This is a genomic window from Streptomyces xantholiticus, from assembly GCF_014651015.1.
Taxonomy (GTDB): Bacteria; Actinomycetota; Actinomycetes; order Streptomycetales; family Streptomycetaceae; genus Streptomyces; species Streptomyces xantholiticus.
Map to the genome: position 1 here is coordinate 17,142 of NZ_BMWB01000016.1, position 23,988 is coordinate 41,129.

The 23,988-nt window shown below is 72.2% G+C and carries 20 protein-coding genes; 14 read left to right on the plus strand and 6 right to left on the minus strand.

Annotated elements, in window-relative coordinates; translation table 11 throughout:
* Window positions 1–75 precede the first annotated feature (75 nt).
* The 11 genes from IE198_RS22265 (at window position 76) to IE198_RS22315 (ending at window position 11,679) form a co-directional block, all read left to right on the plus strand.
* Window positions 76–894 carry a tryptophan 2,3-dioxygenase family protein gene (locus IE198_RS22265; protein WP_189889333.1) on the plus strand — a complete coding sequence of 273 codons (819 nt, stop codon included), beginning with the start codon at window positions 76–78 and terminating at the stop codon, window positions 892–894.
* Window positions 887–2,080, plus strand: coding sequence for a kynureninase (kynU, locus tag IE198_RS22270; RefSeq protein ID WP_189889335.1), 1,194 nt, complete (start codon window positions 887–889; stop codon window positions 2,078–2,080). The genes IE198_RS22265 and kynU overlap by 8 nt, the downstream gene beginning before the upstream one ends.
* A gap of 287 nt (window positions 2,081–2,367) precedes the next feature.
* The gene (locus IE198_RS22275) at window positions 2,368–3,240 is read left to right on the plus strand and encodes an alpha/beta hydrolase (RefSeq protein WP_189889337.1); all 873 of its coding nucleotides are present in this window, start codon (window positions 2,368–2,370) and stop codon (window positions 3,238–3,240) included.
* Between the two features lie 51 nt (window positions 3,241–3,291).
* Window positions 3,292–4,113, plus strand: a complete 822-nt coding sequence (locus IE198_RS22280) for an NAD(P)H-binding protein (RefSeq protein WP_189889339.1) — start codon at window positions 3,292–3,294, stop codon at window positions 4,111–4,113.
* A gap of 157 nt (window positions 4,114–4,270) precedes the next feature.
* A complete protein-coding gene (locus tag IE198_RS22285) occupies window positions 4,271–5,230 on the plus strand; it encodes an alpha/beta hydrolase (protein ID WP_189889341.1) in 960 nt (319 codons plus the stop codon).
* On the plus strand, window positions 5,223–6,386 hold the full coding sequence (locus IE198_RS22290; protein ID WP_189889343.1) for an acyltransferase family protein: 1,164 nt from the start codon (window positions 5,223–5,225) through the stop codon (window positions 6,384–6,386). Before IE198_RS22285 ends, IE198_RS22290 begins: the two co-directional genes overlap by 8 nt.
* Entirely contained in the window at window positions 6,379–7,692 is a 1,314-nt protein-coding gene (locus IE198_RS22295; protein WP_189889345.1) for a sensor histidine kinase, read from the plus strand. Before IE198_RS22290 ends, IE198_RS22295 begins: the two co-directional genes overlap by 8 nt.
* Window positions 7,689–8,354, plus strand: coding sequence for a response regulator transcription factor (locus IE198_RS22300; RefSeq protein WP_189889347.1), 666 nt, complete (start codon window positions 7,689–7,691; stop codon window positions 8,352–8,354). Before IE198_RS22295 ends, IE198_RS22300 begins: the two co-directional genes overlap by 4 nt.
* Before the next feature lie 95 nt (window positions 8,355–8,449).
* The gene (locus IE198_RS22305) at window positions 8,450–9,787 is read left to right on the plus strand and encodes a sensor histidine kinase (RefSeq protein ID WP_189889349.1); all 1,338 of its coding nucleotides are present in this window, start codon (window positions 8,450–8,452) and stop codon (window positions 9,785–9,787) included.
* On the plus strand, window positions 9,784–10,443 hold the full coding sequence (locus IE198_RS22310; RefSeq protein ID WP_189889351.1) for a response regulator: 660 nt from the start codon (window positions 9,784–9,786) through the stop codon (window positions 10,441–10,443). Before IE198_RS22305 ends, IE198_RS22310 begins: the two co-directional genes overlap by 4 nt.
* An 18-nt stretch (window positions 10,444–10,461) precedes the next feature.
* Complete coding sequence (locus IE198_RS22315; protein ID WP_189889353.1) at window positions 10,462–11,679, plus strand: cytochrome P450; 1,218 nt, start codon at window positions 10,462–10,464, stop codon at window positions 11,677–11,679.
* Window positions 11,680–11,758: 79 nt separating this feature from the next.
* Here the strand turns inward: IE198_RS22315 and IE198_RS22320 are convergent, their stop codons facing one another.
* Window positions 11,759–12,523 carry a diacylglycerol kinase gene (locus IE198_RS22320; protein WP_373299940.1) on the minus strand — a complete coding sequence of 255 codons (765 nt, stop codon included), beginning with the start codon at window positions 12,521–12,523 and terminating at the stop codon, window positions 11,759–11,761.
* A gap of 204 nt (window positions 12,524–12,727) precedes the next feature.
* Here IE198_RS22320 and IE198_RS22325 point away from each other — a divergent pair, with 204 nt between their 5' ends.
* Both IE198_RS22325 and IE198_RS22330 read left to right on the plus strand, forming a co-directional pair.
* Window positions 12,728–14,011 carry an adenylosuccinate synthase gene (locus IE198_RS22325; protein WP_189889357.1) on the plus strand — a complete coding sequence of 428 codons (1,284 nt, stop codon included), beginning with the start codon at window positions 12,728–12,730 and terminating at the stop codon, window positions 14,009–14,011.
* A gap of 211 nt (window positions 14,012–14,222) precedes the next feature.
* Window positions 14,223–15,863, plus strand: coding sequence for a serine/threonine-protein kinase (locus tag IE198_RS22330; protein ID WP_189889359.1), 1,641 nt, complete (start codon window positions 14,223–14,225; stop codon window positions 15,861–15,863).
* Window positions 15,864–15,868: 5 nt separating this feature from the next.
* Here IE198_RS22330 and IE198_RS22335 read toward each other — a convergent pair whose 3' ends face one another.
* Window positions 15,869–17,395: a substrate-binding domain-containing protein gene (locus IE198_RS22335; protein ID WP_189889361.1), complete on the minus strand. Its 1,527-nt coding sequence runs from the start codon at window positions 17,393–17,395 to the stop codon at window positions 15,869–15,871.
* 127 nt (window positions 17,396–17,522) lie between these two features.
* Complete coding sequence (locus IE198_RS22340; protein WP_229834222.1) at window positions 17,523–19,370, minus strand: serine/threonine-protein kinase; 1,848 nt, start codon at window positions 19,368–19,370, stop codon at window positions 17,523–17,525.
* 336 nt (window positions 19,371–19,706) lie between these two features.
* Between IE198_RS22340 and IE198_RS22345 the strand changes: the two genes are divergently transcribed.
* Window positions 19,707–21,056 carry a S1 family peptidase gene (locus IE198_RS22345; RefSeq protein ID WP_189889365.1) on the plus strand — a complete coding sequence of 450 codons (1,350 nt, stop codon included), beginning with the start codon at window positions 19,707–19,709 and terminating at the stop codon, window positions 21,054–21,056.
* Between the two features lie 32 nt (window positions 21,057–21,088).
* On the opposite strand, the gene IE198_RS22350 is transcribed toward IE198_RS22345, so the two are convergent.
* The 3 genes from IE198_RS22350 to IE198_RS22360 all read right to left on the minus strand — a co-directional run bounded on the left by IE198_RS22350 (window position 21,089) and on the right by IE198_RS22360 (window position 23,959).
* Window positions 21,089–22,768, minus strand: coding sequence for a serine/threonine-protein kinase (locus IE198_RS22350; protein WP_189889367.1), 1,680 nt, complete (start codon window positions 22,766–22,768; stop codon window positions 21,089–21,091).
* 100 nt (window positions 22,769–22,868) lie between these two features.
* On the minus strand, window positions 22,869–23,369 hold the full coding sequence (locus IE198_RS22355; protein ID WP_189889369.1) for a MarR family winged helix-turn-helix transcriptional regulator: 501 nt from the start codon (window positions 23,367–23,369) through the stop codon (window positions 22,869–22,871).
* Window positions 23,366–23,959 carry a DJ-1/PfpI family protein gene (locus IE198_RS22360; protein WP_189889371.1) on the minus strand — a complete coding sequence of 198 codons (594 nt, stop codon included), beginning with the start codon at window positions 23,957–23,959 and terminating at the stop codon, window positions 23,366–23,368. The genes IE198_RS22355 and IE198_RS22360 overlap by 4 nt, the downstream gene beginning before the upstream one ends.
* Window positions 23,960–23,988 lie beyond the last annotated feature (29 nt).

The following is a 23,988-nucleotide window of genomic DNA, read 5'->3' on the forward strand; positions in this document are numbered from 1 at the left end:
GATGCCGGTGGGGACCGGGGCCCACACCGGAACAGGAAGGGGCGGACCGCTACCCGGATCGTCGAGGAGACAGCGATGTCACATGACGCCGCCCCGAACCTGGATTTCGCGGGCACCACGCCGTACGAGGACTACGTACAGGCGGACGTCCTCACCCACCTCCAGCATCCGCGGTCCGACGACCCCGGCGAGATGGTCTTCCTGGTCACCACCCAGGTCATGGAGCTGTGGTTCACCGTCGTCGTCCACGAGTGGGAGACCGCCGCACGCGCCCTGCGCGAGGACCGGATCCCCGTGGCGATGGACGCGCTCAAGCGATCGGTACGTGAGCTGGAGGCACTGAACGCCTCCTGGAAGCCGATCGCCAACCTGACGCCTGCGCAGTTCAACGCCTACCGCGACGCCCTCGGCGAGGGCTCCGGCTTCCAGTCCGCGATGTACCGGCGGATGGAGTTCCTGCTCGGCGACAAGTCCGCCTCCATGCTCGTACCCCACCGCGGTGCCCCGCGCGTCCACGCGGAACTGGAGAAGGCGCTGCACGAGCCGAGCCTCTACGACGAGGTGCTGCGGCTCCTCGCACGGCGCGGCTACGCGGTGCCGGCCGAGGTGCTGGAGCGCGACCTGTCCCAGAAGTACGAGCCGTCCGAGGCGGTCGAGGACGCCTGGGCCGAGGTCTACTCGGGCGACCAGGAGACCGAGCTGGTGCGGCTCGGCGAGGCGCTCACCGACGTCGGTGAACTGGTCTGGCGATGGCGAAACGACCATCTCGTGGCGACCCGGCGGGCCATGGGCTCCAAGGTCGGCACCGGTGGCTCAGCCGGGGTGACCTGGCTGGAGAAGCGCGCCCGCAAGAACGTTTTCCCCGAGCTGTGGACGGCGCGCAGCCATGTCTGAGTCTCTGGCCCGGCGGGCCGCGGCGCTCGACGCCGCAGACGAACTCGCCGATGCGCGAAAGCTGTTCACCCTCGACGAGACGGTGTACCTCGACGGCAACTCGCTGGGCGCGCTGCCCGCGCACGTGCCCGAGCGGGTCGCCGACGTCGTGAACCGCCAGTGGGGACAGCTGCGCATCCGTTCCTGGACCGAAGGCGACTGGTGGACCGCGCCCGAGCGGATCGGCGACCGCATATCGCCCCTGGTGGGCGCGGCGCCCGGGCAGATCGTGGTCGGCGACTCCACCAGCGTCAACGTCTTCAAGGCAGTCGTGGGTGCGGTGCGGCTCGTCGACGACCCGGCACGGACCGACGTCCTCGTCGATGCGACGACGTTCCCCACGGACGGGTACATCGCGTCGTCCGCCGCGCGGATGACCGGTCGGCGGATCGTTCCCGTCGACCCGGCCGGCCTTCCCTCGGCGCTCGGCCCGGCCACGGCCGTCGTGCTCCTCAACCACGTCGACTACCGCTCCGGTCGGCTCCACGACCTGCCCGGCCTCACGGCGGCGATCCACGACGCCGGCGCCCTCGCGGTCTGGGACCTGTGCCACAGCGCGGGCGCGATGCCGGTCGGGCTCGACGCGCACGGCGTCGACCTCGCGGTGGGCTGCACCTACAAGTACCTGAACGGCGGGCCCGGTTCGCCCGCGTACCTGTACGTCGCAGAGCGGCACCAGGCGTCCTTCGACTCGCCCCTGCCGGGCTGGACGTCGCACGCCGACCCGTTCGCGATGACACCCGGCTACGAGGCGGCCTCCGGCTCGACCCGGGGCCGGGTCGGCACGCCCGACATCCTGTCCATGCTCGCCCTCGAGGCGGCACTGGACGTCTGGGACGGGGTCTCGATCGAGGCGGTACGGGCCAAGAGCCTGGCCCTGACGGACTTCTTCCTGGAGTGCGTCGAGGCGTACGCCCTGGCAGGCCGGGTCGTGTCCCTCACCCCCGTGGACCACGCGTCCCGCGGCAGCCAGGTCGCACTGCGCTGCGGGGACGCGCCGAGGGTCATGGAGGAGCTGATCGCCCGCGGCGTCGTGGGCGATCTGCGACGCCCGGACGTGCTGCGCTTCGGCTTCACCCCGCTGTACGTCGGCTTCGCCGACACGGAACGGGCGGCGCGGGTACTGGCTGAGGTGCTCTCCGTGTAGGGCCACCGCGCGGGCTGTTCCCCACCCCGACCCTTCCCGGTACCGGGGCTCCGCCCCGGACCCCCGGTACCGCGCGAAGCGCGGTGTCCGGGGGGCGCCGGACGGGCTGTATTGCCGCCACGCGGCAATACTCCGGGCGAGCCCGTCCCGGTGTGGGGTACCACCCACGCCGCCAGGCGTTGGGCAGGACGGGTGGGGGGACATCTCCCCACCCGCACCACCCCGGCTGGTAGCGTCCGCGCTGGTCAGGTGGAACAGGCCACCACCGCGGGACTGTTGGAGCACGCATGCCGGACCCCGTCGCCCGTGACGCCGCAGAGGAAGCGTCGGCGATGTCGCATCCCGCCGTCGCAGCGGACGCATCCGCCGCGTACGGGGCTCACCCCGACCAGGTCGTCGACTTCTATGCGCCCCGCACCGGGCATGCCGCCGTGCCGCTGGTGGTCGTGCTGCACGGAGGGGCGTGGCGGGCGCCGTACGACCGGCAGCATGTGACGCCGTTCGCCGACTTCCTGGCGCGGCGCGGGCTCGCCGTCGCCAACGTCGAGTACCGGCGCGGCCGGGAGATTCCGCAGCAGCGGGGCGACGCCGGCCCGGTCGCCGGGCGGTGGCCGGAGACGTTCGACGACGTGGCAGCGGCACTGGACGCGCTGCCGGACCTCGCGCGGAAGACGCTGCCACAGGCGGACCCGCGGCGGATCGTGGTGACCGGGCATTCCGCCGGTGGTCATCTCGCGTTGTGGGCGGCCGCCCGGCACGTGCTGCCGGCCGGCTCGCCGTGGCGGCTCGCCGCGCCGCCCGCGCTGCGCGGGGTCGTCGCTCTCGCGCCGATCGCGGACTTCGGCGCGGCCGTGGAGCTCGGGGTGTGCGGCGGCGCGGTGCGGCAACTGCTGGGTGGCGAGGAGCAGTACGACGAGCGGGCCGCGCACACGGACCCTGCCGCGTTGCTGCCGACCGGAATCGCCACGGTCGTGGTGCAGGGGCGTGCGGACATCGTCGTGCCGCAGACTGTCGCGGAAGCGTACGTCGAAGCGGCGGCGAAGGCCGGCGAGACCGTCGGTTGGACGCTGCTGGAGGAGGTCGGGCACTTCCCATTGATCGACCCGGCGGCGGACGCCTGCGCGGTGGTCGCGGAGGAAATTGCCCAACTGGCTTGGTGACAGGGGGTATTGCGGACAAAAGCTGACCGCAAGCCCTCATACGTTCTTCCCATGACGAATCTCGTGACCGGAGCAACCGGAACCGTAGGCCGCCAGGTGGTCGCGGAGCTTCTCCGCCGTGGACAGTCCGTCCGTGCCCTGACCCGCGATCCTGCGAAGGCCGACTTCCCCGATGGCGTCGAGGTGGTGCAGGGCGACCTCACCGACGCCGAGACCCTGGCCCCCGCCCTGGCGGGCGTCACCGGCCTGCACCTGATCACCTTCGGTGGCCCGTACTTCGCCCCGTTGGAGACCGGAACGCGCATCCTGGAGCTGGCGAAGGAGGCCGGCGTGCAGCGCATCACCGTGCTGCACGGCGGCGGTCCGAGCCTCCTGGAGGACACGGTCCGGGCGAGCGGCTTCACGTGGACCGTGCTGATGCCGGTGGAGTTCATGGCGAACGCTCTGGAGTGGGCGGACGGCATCCGCAGGGACGCCGAGGTCCGTGAGCCGTTCGTCGGCAGGCTCAGCGCCATGGTCCACGAGGCGGACATCGGTGCCGTCGCGGCGGTGGCCCTCACCGAGGAGGGCCACGGCGGGCAGGAGTACGTGCTCACCGGTCCCCAAGTGCTGTCCCTGGCAGACAAGGTCGACGCACTCGCCGCCGCCCGTGGCCGGAAGATCAGGCTCGTCGAGCTGAGTGAGGAGCAGGCCGTCGCGCAGTGGCGGGCCGCAGGCCAGGGCGAAGACGTCATCGGCTTCCTGCTGGAGGCCTACGGCAACACACCGCCCGTCGGCCGTACGGTCGTCGACACGGTGGAGAAGGTCACCGGCCGGCCGGCCCGTACCTTCGCCGAGTGGGCGCAGGAGCACGCGGACACGTTCAGGAGCTGATGCGCCACGGGTAGGGGGCCACGGCCCGGGGGGTGCTGCCCCTACCCGTCATACCTGAGAGCTACGCCGCAGATGCGCTCCGAGGCGGGACGCAGACGACACGCCCCGATTCATAACTTCTGGTCCGGACACAGCGATCCGGACCGGAAGGAACTCCATGGCGTCCCGCCTTCGGCGTGCTCTGCTCGCCGCCCTCGTCACCGCCACCGTGGTCGTCCCGGTCTCGGCCGCGGCGCGGCCCTCCGCCGTCCCGGCGCCGCGGCCCGCCACCGTCGGCCCGCTGAACGCCGCTGAACTCCCCCGGCTGGAGCAGCGGTTCGTCGTCAACCGCGACAACATCCGGGCGGCGGCACGGGCTGCCGACGAGCACGGCGACCATACCCGGGCGGCCGCGCTGCGCGAGATGGCCGCCGCCGGACGGCAGTTCCTCACCTTCGACGGGCGCGAGGGCGGCCGCAGCGCCGAGGTGTTCGGCGACCTCGCCCGCGCCGACCGGATCGCCGTTCTCGTCCCCGGCTCCGACACGAACCTCGACACCTATGCACGCCTGCACGCCGGGGCCGTGGCGCTCCACGACGCCGTGCGGAAGGCGGGCGGACCGCGTACGGCGGTCGTCGCCTGGCTCGGTTACGCAACGCCCGGGACCGTGAGCACCGATGTGCTGACGACCGGACGGGCGGACGGTGCGGCTGTGCAACTTCGTGCTTTCGCAGATGAGTTGCGCGCGGCGCGGCCGATGGCGGGGCTGTCGCTGCTCTGTCACTCGTACGGCTCCGTCGTCTGCGCCCGCGCCGCGCACCGGCTCGCCGCCGCGGACATCGCCCTCTACGGCAGCCCGGGTACGGGCTTCGGCACGGTCCGCGAACTCCGCAGCCGTGCCACCGTCTGGGCCGGGCGCGGCGGCGGCGACTGGATCGCGGACGTGCCCCACATACGGCTCGAACTCCTCGGCAGCGAAGTCGGTTTCGGCACCGATCCGGTCGCCGCCGCCTTCGGTGCCCGCGTCTTCGACGCCGGCGACTGCGGGCACAGCGACTACCTGAAGCCGGGCACAACCGCCCTGGAGAACCTCGCGCTCATCGCCGCGGGCCGCACCGGTGAGGTGACCCGTGCGTGAACTCGCGCGCCGCATCGACGCCGCCACCCCGCCCGGACGCGACCGGGCAGTCGACGCGCTGCGCGCGATCGCCGTTCTCGGTGTCGTGCTGGGGCACTGGCTGGTCACCGCGCTCGTCACCGACGGCGGGGAGCTGCGGGGGACGAGCCCGCTGGTCCACATGCGCCAACTGGCCCCGGTGTCATGGACGTTCCAGACCCTTGCGGTGTTCTTCCTGGTCGGCGGTTACGCCGCCACCCGCAGCCACGGCCGTGCGCGGTCCCGCGGTACCGCGTACGGGCAGTGGCTGGGAAGCCGCCTCGCCCGGCTCTTCGGTCCGGTCGCGGCCGTCCTCACCCTGTGGACGGTCGCCTCGGCGGCGATGCTCGCCGGCGGGACCGCCCTGGCGACACTGCGCACCTTGCTGAACCTGGTCCTGTCGCCGCTCTGGTTCCTGCTGGTCTTCGCCGCACTGACCGCTGCGACACCCTTCGTGTCCCGGCTGCATCCACTGTGGCCGCTGGCGGTGGTGCTGCATGTGGACGTGTTCCGGTTCGGGTTCGAAGCTCCCGTGGCCCTGGGCTGGATCAACCTCGCCGCCGGCTGGCTCGTCCCGTACTGTCTTGGCGCCGCCTGGGCGCGCGGCGGACTGCGCGGCCGTGACACCCGGTGGGCGCTGCTCGGTGCGGGTGCCGTCACGACCGCCGGGCTCGTGCTGTGGGCCGGTTATCCGGCGTCGATGGTCGGGGTGCCCGGTCAGGCCGTCTCGAATCTCGCCCCGCCGACGCTCGCGGCCGTCACCTTCGGCCTCGCCCAGTGCGGCGCCGCGCTGCTGCTGCTCGGCCCGCTTCGCCGGGCGATGCGGCGGCCGGTCCTGTGGGCGGCCGTCGCCCTGCTGAACCTGTCGGCGATGACCGTTTTCCTCTGGCACCAGACGGCGTTGATGGCCGTCACCGCCGCCGGGCTGCTCGCCGGGGCGCCACTGCCCGGACTGCACACCGCCCCCGACGGCCCGGCCTGGGTGTTCGCCCGGTTCGCCTGGCTGCCGGTGTTCGCCGCGGCGCTCGCGGTGTGCCTGGCGGCGTTCCGTACCCACGAGCACGGCACGAGGCGCGGCCGGGGCTCCAGGGTGGTCCTCGGATCGGCCCCCGCCCGAAGGAGCAGGACGCATGTCTAGGGTTGGGCCGGTGAAGACGACCGCCGCCGCGCGCACCGCACTGAGGGATGCCGTGCGTGCCTTCCGCAGCGACCTGGGGGCCGGCGGGCGCCACCCGCTGCCGCCGATGCGCGGTCCGCGGTGGCTGCGCCGGCTGCCGCACACCGTCGTGGTGTGGCTGGCGATCGTCTTCACCGTTGGGCACGGGGACCAACTCGTCACCAGCTACAGCATGGCGCCCCCGAACGCGATGCCGCTCGCGATCGCCCTCGGCGGCGCGATCGTACTGGCCGTCTTCCGGCCGTTGCCCGCCTGGTGGCTGTCCATGGCGGTCGCCGCGCTCGGCGCCGAGTTCGGCAGGACGTACCGTTTCGGGTCGGACGGGCCGTGGCCCTGGCCGTTCACCGGGATCCTGGCGCACGCCCTGGTGCTGTTCCTGCTGACCCTCCGGGTGCGTACCCGGGTGGCCGTCGAGGCGCTGGTGCTCAGCGTGCTGCTGGGGCTGGCCGCCGAAACGCTGTCCGGCGATCACCCCCACGTCTCGTCGGTGGTGCTCTCCGGGGTCGTCTTCACCGTCGCCGTCGTGCTCGGCTCCGCACGGCGCGGGCTGCGTGAGGCGCGTGGCCGGCTCGTGGAGCAGGAGGTGCTCACGGCGGAGGAGCGCACCCGCCGGACCGTCCTGGAGGAGCGCAGCAGGATCGCCCGCGAACTGCACGACGTCGTCGCCCACCACATGTCGGTGATCTCGATCCAGGCGCAGGTCGCCCCGCACCTGGTGAAGGACCCGCCGGAGGAGCTCAGGGAGAACCTGGCGGGCATACGGCAGAACGCCCTCGACGCGCTCACCGAACTCCGCCGGGTGCTGGGCGTCCTCCGCTCGGAGAACCCGGAAGCGGCGGAGCCCGCACCGCACGCCCCGTTGCCGACGCTGGCCCGTCTCGGGACCCTCGTCGAGAACGCCCGCGCCGCGGGGCTGACCGTGCGGTGCGTCACGACCGGCGACGTGCGCCCGCTGACGCCGGGTGTGGAACTGTCCGCGTACCGCATCGTGCAGGAGGCGCTGAGCAACGCGATCCGCCACGCGCCCGGCACGGCCGTACGGATAGAGCTCGCCCACACCGCGCCCGGGCTGCGGGTCAGCGTCACCAACACCGCGCCGCTCCGGTCCGCGCCCCCGTCGCCGGGCGCCGGGCACGGGCTGCTCGGGATGCGCGAGCGGGCGGCCATGCTGGGCGGCGACCTCGCCGCCGGGCCCGCACCGGACGGCGGCTACGAAGTGACCGCCCTTCTACCGACGGACTCTCTACCCACGGAGCAGCAGACATGACGATCCGGGTGCTGATCGCCGACGACCAGATGATGGTCCGCCAGGGCTTCACCGTGCTGCTGAACGCCGAACCGGACATCGAGGTGATCGGCCAGGCCGTCGACGGGCTCGACGCGGTCGCCAAGGTCACGGACACACCGCCCGACGTGGTCCTGATGGACATCCGGATGCCCGAGCTCGGCGGCATCGAGGCCACCCGCCGGATCACCGCGGCGCTCCCCGCGGTGAAGGTGCTGGTGCTGACCACGTTCGACCTCGACGAGTACGTCTACGAGGCGCTGCGCGCCGGAGCCTCCGGCTTTCTGCTGAAGGACGCGTCCGCGGACGAACTGGCGAACGCGGTCAGGGTGATCGCGGGCGGGGACGCACTGCTCTCGCCGAACATCACCAAGCGGCTGATCGCCGAGTTCTCCCGTACGACGGGCGCGCCGCGGGCTCCGCTCAAGCAGCGGACGGGCGACCTGACGGAACGCGAGACAGAGGTGCTGTCGCTGATCGCGCAGGGCCTGTCGAACGCGGAGATAGCGGGCACCCTGGTGGTCGCTGAGCAGACCGTGAAGACACATGTGAGCCGGGTCCTGGTGAAGCTCGGGCTCCGCGACCGCACCCAGGCGGCGGTCTTCGCCTACGAGACGGGTCTCGTGCGCCCGGCGGGCTACTGAAAGCCCGGCCCACCAGGTAGTACTCAGGGGGGAGGCCGCAGGATCCGTAGCGATGCTGACGACCGGGGCCACGGCGGCCGCTTACCTTTCTTCACGTGACCGAGAAGACCCGCAGCCCCGAGTACCGACTGGCCCAAGGGGCGCTCAGCGGCCTCCGCCAGGACCTGTTCCACGACGCCTTCGCCTACCGGCCGCTGCCGCCTCTGCGGCCGGACGGGCGGCTGGTGCGCCGGCTGCCCGGCGAACGGATACGCCGGGCCGCGGTGTGGCTGCCGCATGCCGTCGTGCTGTTCGTCGCCTTCTGCGTGCTGCTGCTGGCGGGCGGTACCGGCGACGGTGAGTTCAGCGCCCTGCTGTTCGCACTCGTCCCGACGGGCGCCGTGGCGATAACGCTGATCAGACCGGTCGGCGCCTGGTGGGTGTCGATCCTGAGCACACCGTTCGTGAGCGTGCTGGGCGGCTCCTACGAGGACTGGCCCTGGTCGCCCCCCGGCTTCCTGTCCCACCTGACGGTGCTGATCGTGGTCGCCATGCGGACCCGGCCGCGCGCCGCCGGCTGGATGTGGTTCATCACCGCCGGGTACTCGGTCTTCGCCGACACGGTCCTCAGCAACGGCTACAGCTCCGACGCCCCCGCCATGCTCTTCACCTCCGCGGTGTCCCTGCTGTTCGTCAGCATGATGCTGATCCGCCGTCACGCGGAGCAGGAGGTCGCCGCCCAGCAGACGGTCACCGCCACCGAGCGCGACCGCCGCACCCTGCTGGAGGAGCGCACCACCATCGCCCGTGAACTGCACGACGTGGTCGCCCACCACATGTCGGTCGTCGCGATCCAGGCCGAGGCCGCCCCCTACCGGGTGGAGAACCCGCCGGAGGAGCTGGAGCAGGCGTTCGCCACGATCCGGGAGAACGCGGTGGCGGCGCTCACCGAGCTGCGCCGCATCCTCGGCGTCGTACGGGCAGAGGACTACCAGGCCCCCGACGCGCCGCAGCCGGTCCTCGCGGACCTCGACAACCTGCTCTCCAACGTCCGCGAGGCGGGCCTGGAGACCGAGAAGACGATCACGGGTGCGGTGCGTGAGCTGCCGCAGGGCGTGGAGCTGTCGGCCTACCGGATCATCCAGGAGGCTCTCAGCAACGCGCTGCGCCATGCCCCCGGTTCGACCGCGAAGATCGAGGTCTCCTACGTGCTGGGCGGTCTCGGACTGCGGGTCGTCAACACCGCGCCGCAGGGACCGGTCCATCCCTCACCGGGCGCCGGCCACGGCATCACCGGCATGCGGGAACGTGTGACGATGCTGAACGGCGAGATGACCGCCGCACCCACCGAAGAGGGCGGGTACGAGGTCACGGCCTTCATCCCCGTCGCCGCCACACCCGCAAGATCCGACACACCCGCCGACTCCGCCAAGCCCGCCGAGGAGACGTCATGACGATCCGGGTCCTCATCGTCGACGACCAGATCATGGTCCGCGAGGGCTTCTCGGTCCTGCTGAACGCCATGCCCGACATCGAGGTCATCGGCGAGGCCGTCAACGGCCGCGAGGCGGTCTCCAAGGTCGCGGAACTCACGCCGGACGTGGTCCTGATGGACATCCGTATGCCCGAGCTGAACGGCATCGACGCGACCCGCGAGATCGTCGCCGCGCACCCCGGGGCCAAGGTGCTGGTGCTCACCACCTTCGACCTGGACGAGTACGTGTACCAGGCGCTGCGCGCCGGGGCCTCCGGGTTCCTGCTGAAGGACGCCTCCGCCCGGCAGCTCGCCGACGGTGTGCGGGTGGTGGCGGCCGGCGAGGCGCTGCTGGCGCCGACGGTCACCCGCCGGCTGATCACCGAGTTCTCCAAGCTCTCCGAGACACCGCGCCCGGCCGCGATGACCCAGGTCGCCGATCTGACCGAGCGAGAGACGGAGGTCCTGGTGCTGATCGCGCAGGGCCTGTCGAACGCCGAGATCGCCTCGCACCTGGTCGTCGCGGAGTCGACCATCAAGACGCACGTCAGCAGGGTCCTGGTGAAACTGGGCCTGAGGGACCGTACGCAGGCGGCGGTGTTCGCGTACGAGGCGAGGCTGGTCACGCCCGGGTAGCGGCGTTAGCGTCCCGGCATGGACGCTTCGGACGACGTGCCCTTCGAGCCCTGGTCCTCCTCCTTCGTGGCCGACCCGTACCCTGCCCTCGCCGAGCTGCGGGCGCGGGGCCGGGTGCACTGGTTCGAGCCGACACGGCAGTTCCTCGTGCCGCACCACGCGGACGTGTCGGCGCTGCTGCGGGACCGGCGGCTGGGGCGGACGTATCTGCACCGCTACACGCACGAGGAGTTCGGCCGCACCCCGCCGCCCGCCGCGCACGAGCCGTTCCACACGCTGGGCGACAACGGCCTGCTGGACCTGGAGGCCCCGGACCACACCCGGATCCGTCGACTGGTGACCAAGGCGTTCACCCCGCGGACCGTGCAGGCGCTGGAGCCGGTCGTGCAGCGGCTGGCAGCCGGCCTGGTCGCCGACTTCAGGAAAGCGGGCGGCGGCGATCTGCTCGCCGACGTCGCGGAGCCGCTGCCGGTCGCGGTGATCGCGGAGATGCTGGGCATCCCGGAGCGGGACCGTCCGCTGCTGCGGCCGTGGTCGGCGGACATCTGCGGGATGTACGAGCTCAACCCGTCGCAGGAGACGGCGGCACGGGCGGTGCGGGCTTCGGTGGAATTCAGCTCGTATCTGCGGGAGTTGATCGCCGCGCGCCGGGCCGAGCCGGGCGAGGACCTGATCTCCGCGCTGATCGCCGCATACGACGAGGGCGACCGGCTCAGCGAGCAGGAGATGATCTCCACCTGCGTGCTGCTGCTGAACGCGGGACACGAGGCGACCGTCAACACCACGGTCAACGGGTGGTGGACGCTCTTCCGGCATCCGGAGCAGCTGGCGGCGCTGCGCGCGGACCACTCGCTGCTGTCCACGGCTGTGGAAGAACTGATGCGCTACGACACCCCGCTGCAGCTCTTCGAACGCTGGGTGCTCGACGACATCGAGATCGACGGCACGCTCGTGCCGCGCGGCTGCGAACTCGCCCTGCTCTTCGGCTCCGCGAACCGCGACGGCGCCCGCTTCGACCGCCCCGACGAGCTGGATCTGGCGCGTCAGGACAACCCGCACGTCAGCTTCGGCGCGGGCATCCACTACTGCCTGGGCGCGCCGCTGGCTCGGATCGAACTGGCGGCGACCTTCGGAGAGCTGCTGCGGGAGTGCGCGACGATGCGGCTCGCGGCGGAGCCGCGGTGGAAGGGGGGCTTTGTGATCAGGGGGCTGGAGGAGCTGCGGGTCGAGCTGTGACGGTGGGCGTGGCCGCCGCGCCCGGGGTCGGCGGCCCGTGGGGCGGCGCGCGCCGAGCGCGTGGGCCGGGCCGCGCCCGTCATGCCGCCGGAGCGGCCACCGGCAACGTCAGCCCCCAGGCCCCCGCGCGCACCGTCCACGTCCGCGTCCGGACCGGGCCTGTGACGTGCGCGTCCGCGCGGTAGCGGAAGTCCGGGCCGGAGACCGTGACCGACAGGGCACTCGCCCGCAGCGGCTCCTCTGACGTCCCGTGCCGTACGACGACCTCGGCGCGGCCGCCGAGCCCGGCGCGGACGGTCACGTCCTCGACGGGCCGGTCGAGGTCGGACAGCAGGACGCCGTCCGCCTCCACCCGCAGCCGGTGCGTACGGACCGGAGCGGCCGCGGGAGCGGGGCGCACCAGCGTACGGACCAGGGAGCGGGCGGTGGTCCACACCGACGCCGCCTCCTCGTGCGGTGTCGTCCGGCGCGCCGCCGGGATCGCCAGGTCGCCCAGCACCACCCCGTCGCTCTCGTCCACCAGGAGGTCCAGCCGGCGCGGGCTGCCGTCCAGCACGGCCCTGGCCGCCGCGACCGCCCCGGCGGGGACGCCGAGCGAGTGCGCGAGCTGCACCGAGGCGCCCACCGGGACCAGTGCGAGCACGCCGTCGCCGAGCGAGCGGTCGCGGTGCAGCAGAGCCACGGCGCGCAGCAACGCGCGGTCGTCGCCCACGACGACCGGCCGGCGGGATCCCCTGCGGGCCAGTGCCCGGGCGAACTCCTCCGGCCCCTGGGGGAAACAGATTTTCGCCTCCGACCCGCCGCACAGCACATCTTTCGCGATGCGCACGGACTCGCCGTCCATTTGGCGGGCGACCGGGTCGATGACCACCAGCAGCTGGTCGTGAGCCGACACCTCGGTCCTTCCTCGGGTAGCATCTTTGTGCAAGAGCCCCTTGCGCTATTGCGCCAGGGGCTTCGTCTATTCCGGGGCAACCTGTCCCAGGACTCAGGCACGGCTCCGGCCCCCTGACCTTGGTCTTGCCCCGCCCGGAAGGGGTGTACGCCTGTGCCCGCACTTGTGCTGCTCGGTGCTCAGTGGGGTGACGAAGGCAAGGGAAAGGCCACTGACCTGCTCGGTGGATCCGTTGATTATGTGGTGCGCTACCAGGGCGGTAACAACGCCGGCCACACGGTTGTCGTCGGCGACCAGAAGTATGCGCTGCATCTCCTCCCTTCCGGAATCCTCTCGCCCGGATGTACTCCGGTCATCGGCAACGGCGTCGTCGTGGACCCGGCGGTTCTGCTCTCCGAGCTGAGCGGGCTGAACGACCGCGGCATTGACACGTCCAAGCTCCTGATCAGCGGTAACGCCCATCTGATCACCCCGTACAACGTCACCGTGGACAAGGTGACGGAACGGTTCCTTGGCAAGCGCAAGATCGGCACCACCGGCCGGGGTATCGGCCCGACGTACGCCGACAAGATCAACCGCACCGGCATCCGCGTCCAGGACCTCTACGACGAGTCGATCCTCCAGCAGAAGGTCGAGGCGGCCCTCGACACCAAGAACCAACTGCTGAGCAAGGTCTTCAACCGCCGCGCCATCGAGCCCGCGAAGATCGTCGAGGAGATGCTCCAGTACGCGGAGCAGATCAGGCCGTACGTCGCCGACACCACGCTGATCCTGAACAACGCCATCGACGAGGGCAAGGTCGTCCTCTTCGAGGGCGGCCAGGGCACGCTGCTGGACGTGGACCACGGCACGTACCCCTTCGTCACCTCCTCCAACCCGACCGCGGGCGGCGCCTGCACCGGCGCGGGCGTGGGTCCGACGAAGATCAGCCGGGTCATCGGCATCCTCAAGGCGTACACCACACGTGTCGGCGCGGGCCCGTTCCCGACCGAGCTGTTCGACGAGGACGGCGAGGCTCTGCGCCGCATCGGCGGCGAGCGCGGCGTCACCACCGGCCGCGACCGTCGCTGCGGCTGGTTCGACGCGGTCATCGCGCGCTACGCGACCAGGGTCAACGGTCTCACCGACTTCTTCCTCACCAAGCTCGACGTGCTGACCGGCTGGGAGCAGATCCCGGTCTGCGTCGCCTACGAGATCGACGGCAAGCGCGTCGAGGAGCTGCCCTACTCGCAGACCGACTTCCACCACGCGAAGCCGGTGTACGAGATGCTGCCGGGCTGGTCCGAGGACATCACCAAGGCGAAGACCTTCGCCGACCTGCCGAAGAACGCGCAGGCGTACGTGAAGGCGCTGGAGGACTTGTCCGGCGCCCCGATCTCCGCGATCGGCGTCGGCCCGGGCCGGACCGAGACGATCGAGATCAATTCGTTCCTGTAGGACATCCGCGGGACACTGGAAACCCCCGAGGGGCAGACCCGCGGCGAGGGCCGAGCGCTTTCGCCGCGGATCCGCGTCCGGGGGTTCTTCCGCGCCGAGCCACCGGCGCCGGCGACCCGGAGTGCCGCAGGCCACGACGTGACCTGCGGTGCGACGGCCGTAGGGCGACGGCCCGGCAGCTGCCGTCACCGGCGTCCCTTATGCTCCCGCCATGAGCGACGGGGGGCCCGGCAGACGGGTGATCGACGGCCGGTTCGAGCTGGAAGGGCGGCTCGGCGGCGGCGGTATGGGCACGGTGTGGCGGGCGCGGGACGTGGTGCTGGACCGGGCCGTGGCGCTGAAGGAGGTGCGGCCGCCCGATCCGGGGCTCGCGGAGTACGACCCGGAGGCGGCCAGCATGCTGCGGGCGCGGGTGCTGCGGGAAGCCCGCGCGCTGGCCAGGGTCGAGCATCCAGGCGTGGTGACGATCCACCATGTCGTGGACAGCGGCGAGGGCACCTATCCATGGCTCGTCATGGAGCTGGTGACCGGCGGGTCGCTGGCTGACCGGCTCGCCACGGGCCCGATGGCGCCCGTCGAGGCGGCCCGGCTGGGACGGGAGGTGCTTGCGGCGCTGCGGGCCGCGCACGACGCCGGCATCCAGCACCGGGACGTGAAACCCGCCAACGTGCTGCTGCGGCCCGACGGGCGCCCGGTCCTCACCGACTTCGGGATCGCCGCGATCCGGGAGTCGACCGTCCTGACCGTGACCGGGTCCGTCATCGGGACGCCCGACTACATGGCGCCCGAGCGCATCTCGGGCGACGAGGGCGGCCCGGGCTCGGACGTGTGGTCGCTGGCGATGATGCTGTACGTCGCCGTCGAGGGCCACCATCCGCTGCAGCGCGGTACCACGCTCGCCACTCTGGCCGCCGTCCTGGGCGAGGAGCTGCCGCCGCCGCGTCAGGCCGGTCCGCTGGCGGCGGTGCTTGCCGCCGTGCTCGTCAAGGACCCGGCCGCGCGGCCCGACCCGGCGACGGTGGACCGCATGCTGGCCGAAGTGGCGGCGGGGCATGCCTCGGCGCCGCCGTCGACGACCTCGTACCGGCTGGTGCCGCCCCCGCCGCCCGGATACCAGGACGCGGTGCCGCCCCCGTGGGCCGGGCCTGTGCCGCCGGGGGCGACGGTGACCCGGCCCGTGTCGGAGGGACGCGCCCGGGCGACCCGGCGCATCGCGATCGGCTCCTCGATCACCGCGACCGCGTTGACGGGCGTGCTGGTCTGGGCGCTGCTCCCCGGCGGGGGAGAGGGCGGGGAGGCGGGGGCGAAGCCCTCCGGGCCGTCGGTCACCGGGGTGAGGACCCCCGCGCCCGATCCGACCCCTGGCACCTCCACGCCTTCGAAGAGCGCCGAACAGGTGGACCTGCTGACGCCGGACGGCATTCGCACGGCCGTCGCGGACATCAAGGCGCAGACGGGCACGGACAAGGTGGGCGACCTCACCGTGTACCCGGAGTACGTGTCCGCCAGCGTCATGGTCAAGGGCAGCGACAAGAAGTACGACGACTGGACCTATCGCGTCGGCGAAGGGGCGAAGAAGGGCATCATCAATGGCACCCTCCAAGGCGGCGACATGCCGTTCAGCCTGGACGACTTCGACTGGGACGTCGTCCCCGCCCTGCTCGAGCGAGCGCACAAGGATCTGAACGTGAAGGACCCGACCATGCGCTATCTGGTGGTCCGGGCGCCGAACGACGTGTTCGACACCCCGCTGCTCCTCGCCGTCTATCTGTCCGACGAGTACGGCGGCAGCGGCTATCTGGAGGCGGACCTCGACGGCAAGGTGACCCGCGTGATGCCCACCGACAGCTGAACGGCTCATCCCTCGCCGCAGACCCGCAGGCCCTTCGGCGTCGCGCACGGTAGATGGCCGTGGGTGGTGATCACGTCCTGGCCGCCGCCGCGGCTCAGGTAGGTGAGGAAGCTGGAGACGAGCGAGTCGGCGGGCGGGCGGCCGTAGGTGTAGGCGTACTCGATCTCGCGGTACGGGTAGCCGGTCTCGCCGATGGTGTCGACGGACGGGGCGGCACCGTCGATGGTCAGGCGGTGCAGGCCCTTCAGGTCGCTGCCGGAACGCAGCTCGCTGTAGCCGATGGCGCCGGGCAGCTCGGCGACCGTCGCCAGCACCTGTTCGGTGCTGCCGAGTTCGCAGCGGACGACCGTGGCCTCGGCGTCGTCCTTGTGCCGGCAGTCGCGTGAGGAGTTCGCGGGCTCGTTGCGGTGCAGGACCCGGCGCTGGAAGACCTCGCGGGTTCCTGAGTTGGCATCCCTGCTGACGAGGAGGACCGGCAGGTCGGGGCCGCGGAGCTGCCGCCAGTTGGTGATCTCGCCGCGGTAGAGCCTGCGGATGTCCGCCAGGGTGAGGTTGTTCAGCGGGACGCGGTCGTTGACGACCAGCCCGAAGACGGAGACGGCGACACGGGTCTCACGCAGTTGTGGATAGCCTCCGGGTTTCGGGCCGTCGGCGAGGGCGATCACCGCGGGGGAGCGGTTCTCCGCCGCGGCGCCGGCGTCCGCCAGCGCCCTGATCCCTGCGTTGCTGCCGTGCGCGTCGACGGTGACGGTGGCGCCCTCGCAGTCCTTCTCGTACTTCTTCGCCAGCTCCCGCGCGACCGGCGCGAAGGCGGTCGACCCGATGACCGTCAACTCGCCCCGGGCGCAGCCGATCGGCGGGCGGGAGTCGTCGCGCGCGATGATGATCGTGGCGAGTGCCACGACGCAGACGGTGAGCAGCACGGTGATCACCCGGGCCGCCCGGCTGAACAACGGCGGAGTGTCGTCGGGTGTGGTGCTGTGGTTGGGGGCCACGGCACCGTCGCGCAGACCGCCGGTGACCCGGATCGCGCTGCCGACCGGGCCGCCGGTGAGCAGCACCAGCAGTTTGAAGTGCTGGCCCTGGTTGAGCGGGACACGCGGCAGATGGATCGTTCCTTCGCTGTGGCGCATGCCGGCCGCGGCCGTGAAGTGGTCCATCAGGTGCTCGGCGCCCGGCGGCTGGGTGACCGCGATGGCGCGTACCGTCCGATCGGTGAACTCGGCGGTCAGGCCGTGCACCTCACGGCCCGTGTAGTCGTTGTCCGCGATGCTCTGCGAGCCGTCGTTCTCGATGCGCAGCAGGACGAGCGTCGCGTCGGACATCTCGGGGGCGTCGTTGAACAGCCCGAGCCGGAAGTTGGGCCGCCCGGCACGTACATCGCTGCCGATCGGGGTGTCCATCTGCACGCGGTACCCGATCCGCCTGCGCCGCGGCACCCGCCGCTCGTACCAGAGCACACCGCCGGAGGCGAGAATGCCGAGCACGGCGGTGAACACGGCCACGACGTTCTCGGCACTGAACCACTCCACGGGTGCCCCCTCGCACGGCTCACGTCCCACGATGGAGCGGCCACCGTACGGAGGAGAGTCCTTGCCAGAGGGTCGTTTTCGCGACCGGACGCCGGATGTTGGTCCGTCGTTCAGACGATGCGGCCGCTCACTTGCGGAAGTACTCCGCCGGTTCGCCGTCCGCACTCATCCCGTACATGAGCAGGCGCTCCTTGCCCTCGAAGCGGTCGATGCGCAGGTTCTGCGCCGAGCCCGACGGGGAGCACTCGGGATCGGAACCCGGCTCCAGCTGTGGCGGCCCGAGGACGAGAAGGTCGCCGACGCCGCCGAGCACGGCGGTGCTCTCACAGTGCACCAGGTCGCCGGTCTGCTCGCCGGTCTCGTCGTCGGTGCGCGGATAGTTCTCCGTGAACCGCACGAGCGGGGCGCCGACCGGCCCCTGGGTGACGGTCATCTCGAAGGTGCGGGGATCCTCGTGGTCGGGTGGGGCGTCGAGGACGCCGAACTTCTGCTGCCAGTGACCGACGAAGGCGGGCGGCAGGGCCCTGGGTCCGTTCTTCGACCGGTGGAACGTGGCGCTGACGTCGCCCGACGTCCACTCCAGCACCTCCGGCGACCGTACGGTGAGGGTCTGGTGCGCCGCCGGAGTGCAGCGCTTCTCCGGCACGCTGGTGGTGACGTCGCTCTCACCGAAGACGATTCTGTCGGCGTCCGCGGAGACGAGCGTCGAGCGTCCCATGCACAGCCGCTCGCCGGTCACGTGGACGTACACACCGGTCTTCTCACCGGCCCGGCCCTGGGTGATCTCGATACGCCCGGTCTCGTAGGGTGCGTCGGCGCTGCCCCGCAGCACGCCCTCCCAGGCGCCGAGGAAGTCGTCCGGAACGATCCCGTCGGAGACGTCGGCACCGACGGACGACGCGACCGGGGCGCCGGTCCTGCCGGGCGTCCCTTTGGCGTTGTCCGTCCCGCTGCCGCCGTGCCAGGACAGGGCGGCGAAGGTGCCGGCGGCGGCGAGGACGGCGGCAGCAGACGTGGCGGCCAGGACGGTACGCCGCCGCCTGCCGGGTGCGGCAGCCGCGGCCGGCGCGGGGCCCACGGGCGTCGGAGGAGTCGGGTCCCCGTCGGCGTCGAGCAACCGGGCCGCGTGACGTCCGAGCCCCGCCAGCAGCCCTGCGGGCAACCAGGGTTCTTCGGGGAGCGGCACGTTCGCGAGCTCGGCGGCCGCCGGCCGCGCGGCCGGATCCTTGTCCAGGCACCGGCGTACGAGTGGATCCAGCTCGGGCGGCAGCCCGGCCAGGTCCGGCTCCTCGTGCGCGATACGGAACAGGACGGCGTGCACCCCGCTGTCGGCAGACCCGAACGGCGGGCGCCCGGTGGCCGCGTACGCCAGTACGGCGCCCATGCAGAAGATGTCGGACGCGGGCGTGAGCCGCTCGCCGCGCACCTGCTCGGGCGACATGAAACCGGGTGAGCCGACGACCGCGCCGGTCGTGGTCAGCCCGCCGTCGGTGACGGTGTCCACGGCGCGTGCGATGCCGAAGTCGATGATGCGGGGCCCGTCGACGGTGAGCAGGATGTTGGACGGCTTGAGGTCCCGGTGCAGCAGCCCGGCGGCGTGGATGTGCCCGAGCGCGTCGGCCAGGCCCGCGGCGAGCGCGCGTACCGAGTTCGCCGGCAGCGGCCCGTACTGGTCGACGACCACGCTCCGCAGCGACGGTCCCGGTACGTACCCGATGGCGACCCAGGGCGACTCGGCGTCGGTGTCGGACGCGATGACGGGAGTGGTCCCGGTCCCTCCGACCCGTTCCAGCGCCTCGACCTCGCGCGCGAACCGGCGACGGAACTCGTCCTGCGCGGCGAGCTCGGCCCGTACGAGCTTGACGGCGACGGTGCGCCCGCCGGCGGACCGGGCGAGATAGACCCGCCCCATCCCGCCCACGCCGAGTCGTCCGAGCAGCCGGAAGGGGCCGATCTGCGGGGGGTCTTCGGGCATCAAGGCATCCACGCCCGGATCTTCGCACACGGTGGTGGCGCCGGCCGGGCCTCTGGTGAACGCCCCTGCAAGGAAGGCGGGTTGCCGTCGGCGGCCTGCTGCTGCTTCGGGCCGGAGGATTCCGTGGCGGCCGCCACGGGGGCCGCCGCCATGCCCCGCAGGATCCATCTCCGTGTGGTGTCCATGCCGATGACCGCAGGAACGGGGCCTGCGTGCGGGCTGTCCGGACCGCAGGTGAACACCCGGGCGTTGCGGCACGTACTGAGACGGGGGGCCTCGGTGCCCGAGGCCCCCCGCCACTGGAGAAGCCGTTCCGTCACGATCCTGGGGCCGCGGATGATGCACGCACGTCAAAGGCGCGTACGACACAAACTCCAGCGGTTGGTGCGGTTGGCTGCCGCCGTCGGGCTGCTCAGCGGCGGACTCATGGTCTCCGGCGCCGTGGCGGGCGAGGCGCCGCCCGGTGAGCCGGCGGTCTCGGAGGATCCGGCCGCGGAACTCGTCTCGCGGCTCGGGGCGTCCCGTACTGCGGGCAGCTGGACAGGGGCCGACGGGCGGACGGTCGTCGCCGTCACCGACCAGGACGCCGCGGAGGATGTGCGGCGGGCGGGCGCGGAGGCGAAGGTTGTCGAGCACAGCATGGAGCGGCTCCGCTCGGCCACCGAGACACTGCGCTCGTCCCCCCGTGTGGCGGGCACGGCATGGTCGGTCGACTACGCCGACAACAGCATCACCGTGCGGGCCGACAGCACCGTCTCCGCGCAGGAGTGGTCGAGCCTTTCCGGGCTCGCGGAGCGGATCGGCGGGTTCGTCCGCATGGAGCGGACCTCCGGCACCTTCACCACCAGGGTCAGCGGCGGTACCCCGGTCTTCGGCGACCAGCGGCGGTGCTCCGCGGGCTTCAACGTCACCAACGGCCAGGACACCTTCATCCTGACGGCCGGGCACTGCGGACCGCAGGACACCACCTGGTTCCGGGACCGCCAGGGCGACGAACTCGTCGGCACGACCACCGCGTCCAGCTTCCCCGGCGACGACTACTCCCTGGTGCGCTACGAGGACGCCCGGACCCTGGACCGCACCAATGTCGTGGACATCGGCAACGGCAGGGGTGTTCCGATCATCGGGGCCGGCGAAGCGGCCGTGGGCCAGCGGGTGTTCCGCAGCGGCAGCTCGACCGGCTTCCGTTCCGGGGAGGTGACGGCAGTCGACGCGACGGTGAACTACCCGGAGGGCACGGTCACCGGACTGATCGAGACCACGGTCTGCGCGGAGGCCGGTGACAGCGGCGGCCCGCTGTTCTCCGAGGGGCTGGCGCTCGGTGTCACTTCCGGAGGCGACGGGGACTGCACCACGGGCGGCACGACGTACTTCCAGCCCGTGACCACGGCCATGGAGAGCCTCGGGGTGAACCTGACGGGCGGCCCGCCGGGAACCGGCGAAGCGAACGCGAACGGGCAGAGCGGGGGCGGTGCACCGCCCGTACCCGCCCCGCCCGCATCGCCTGCGGGGACCGAGGAAGGGTTCGGGTCACGCGCGGTCACCTCGATCGTCGACATCGGCAACCCCGTGCTGGGCGCGGGCCTCATCGGCGTCAGCCTGACGGGACTGTTGGCCGCGCGCTGGCTCGTGTCGGCCCAGGAACGCAGGGAGTACCGCAGTTTCCACAACGCCAGCTGGGGCTGATCCGCTGCACCGAGGGCGCGGCGTCGGGTGGCTCAGCCCGTCCTGGTGTACGTGAGGGGCTCGCCGCCCGAGCCGACGAGTTCGCGCACGATGGTGGTGTCGTTCGGCATGTTCAGCCGGCTCCACTGGCCAGGCGAGCAGGACGTACTGTCTCCGAACGTCACGGCGGTGGGATCGAGTTCCAGGGGCGGGCCCGCGGCGCGGAGGGCGGCGGACCAGCGGCAGTCGTAGTTGGGGCCGGTGCCGGTCAGGGTCATCACCTGTTCGCCCGCCGTGCCCTGGGTGATCGTCATGATCCGGGTGTTGGTGCCGTCCGCCGTCTCGAAGGACGCCCGCCAGGTGCCGACGTACTCCCCCGGCACCTCGCCGGCGGTCCGGGCGGTCGGAGGCGTAGTGCCGGGCGCCGGGGTGGAGTTGCCCGAAGGGGCGCCGGAGGAGGGGCCCGTTGTCACGGGCCCCGGCTTCGGGTCGTCCGCGGTGCTCCTGCCGTGCTGGTCCTTGGACATCAGCGCGTAGACCGAGCCACCCGCGCCGAGTGCGACGACAAGAGCGACGGCGATCAGCGCGAGCGTCCCGCCCCGTGAGCCGCGGCGCGGGGCGGCAGCGGGAGCGTGGCCGGGCGGTGCGTACGGGGCCGGACGGTAGGGCTGCGGGTAGCCGTACGCCTGCCCGTGCGGCGGGAGCGGAGCCGGTGCGGGCATCGGCGGCGGTGTCGGCGCGGGTGCCGGACGAGGGGGAGCGGTCAGCGTCGGCGGCTGCTCGGGCGTGGGAGGCCCTGCGGGCGCGTGGGGCTGGGTGGCGGGTGTACGGGGCTGGGCTTCGGCGTCGAGCAACTGCACCGCATGACGCCCCAGTTGAGCGATCAGCGCCCCCGGCAGCCACGGCTCACCGTCGGCGTCGGCGGCGGTCCGCTCCAGCAGCTGTGCGAGCGTCGGCCGTGCCTGCGCATCCTTGTGCAGGCAGTCGCGGACCAGATCGGCCAGGCCGGCGGGGACGCCGGTCAGATCCGGTTCCTCCTGCGCGATACGGAACATCAGCGCGTGCCCGCCGCTGTCCACCGAGCCGAACGGGAGCCGGCCGGTGGCCGCGTAGGCGAGGACGGACCCCAGGCAGAAGACGTCGCACGCCGGGGTGATCCGGTCGCCGCGCACCTGTTCAGGAGCCATGAAACCGGGAGAGCCGACGAGCGCGCCGGTGCGGGTGAGGCCGCCGTCGGTGACGGTCTCCAGTGCGCGGGCGATGCCGAAGTCGATGACGCGCGGCCCGTCGATGGTGAGCAGGATGTTCGACGGTTTGAGGTCACGGTGGATCAGGCCGGCCGCGTGGATGTCCGTCAGCGCGTGGGCCAGTCCGGAAGCCAGCAGCCGGACGCTGCGCTCGGGCAGCGGGCCGTGTTCGCCGGAGACGACCGTGTGCAGCGCCGGCCCGGCGATGTAACCGGTGGCGACCCAGGGGATCGGCGCCTCCGTGTCCGCGTCGAGCACCGGCGCGGTCCACTGCCCGCCCACGCGCAGGGCGGACCTCACCTCGAGGCGGAAGCGGTTGCGGAACTCCTCCTGCTCGGCGAGCTCCTGCCGTACGAGCTTGACCGCGACCGTCCGGCCGCGGTCGGACCGGGCGAGGTACACCTGACCCATGCCCCCCGCGCCGAGCCGGGCCAGGATCCGGTACTCGCCGATGCTCTGCGGATCCCCCGGTGCCAACTGCTCCATCGCCGCGCGGCCCTTCCCCCGTACCGAATCCCCCGACGGACCGAGAATAGTGGGCCCGCCGTCGGCCATACAGGTCAGGATCGGCGCGGCCGGCCCGGCGTCAGCGCACCTTCGGCCCGGCCCTGGCCTCGTCCTGGACCCGGCCCTCGTCGTCCGCCTCGATCGCCGCCATCGCCTTCGAGAGCTGCTCCAGCACCCGTACGGTCTCCGCGAACTCCTGCGGCCCGAGCGCGTCCAGCAGCCGGTTCGCCAGGCGGGCGTGCCCCGGGTCGATCCGCTGGATCGCCGCCCGCCCCTCCTCGGTCGCGTGCAGCAGTTTCGCGCGCCGGTGGGCCGGGTTGGGGCGGTACTCCGCCAGGCCCTGCTCCGCCAGCACATCGGCGATGCGCTGCACGCTCTGCCGGGTGATGCCCATGGTGCGGGCGACCTGCGCGACGGACTGCGGCTCCCGCAGCACGGCGCCCAGGACCTGCCAGCGGGCCGCCGAGAGTCCGGCCTCCCGGGCCAGGCCGTCGGAGACGGTGATGAACTGCCCGTTCAGCCGGAAGACGCCGAGAGCCGTGCGGGTCAGCAGCTCCTGGGGGTGGTCCGCGGGCCTCATGCGTTCAGGACCTCGTAGGCCGACGGGTCCGAGTCGTGGAACAGCCGGTACCAGGCGTCCAGCTTCTCGCCCTCGTACACCCCGAGGCGGGCGAAGACCTCGCGGGCGAAGGCGACCGGCTCGGTGGGGCCGGCGGTGATCAGGTCCCCGTCGGTGACGGCGTCCGCGTCGACGTAGTGTTCACCGCCCTTGTAGCCCGTGGCGTCCAGATAGAACGAGACGGCGCTGGTGTGCGCGCGGGCGTCGAGCAGACCCTCGCGGGCCAGGCCGGCGGTCGCGCCGCAGATCGCGGCGACCGGCACTCCCGCGTCCAGGAACGCACGGGCCCTGGCGGTGAACGGGGCGAGGTCGTCGCCCGTGTCCCACAGGGTCGCCCCGGTGAGGATCAGCAGCGCGCTGTCGGCCGGGTCCAGGTCGGCGAGCGCGAGGTCGGGCCGGATGCCTACGCCGCCCATGGTGGTGACGAGGTCGGTCGTGAGGCCGACCGTCTTCACGGTGAAGCCGTTCTGGGTGAGGTGGGCGGTGGTGTGGCCCGTCTCCCAGTCGGCATAGGTGTCGTACACGGCCAGATGAACGGTCCTGCGGGTCATGGTGCCCTCCTCGACGCGTGCCCCTGCAC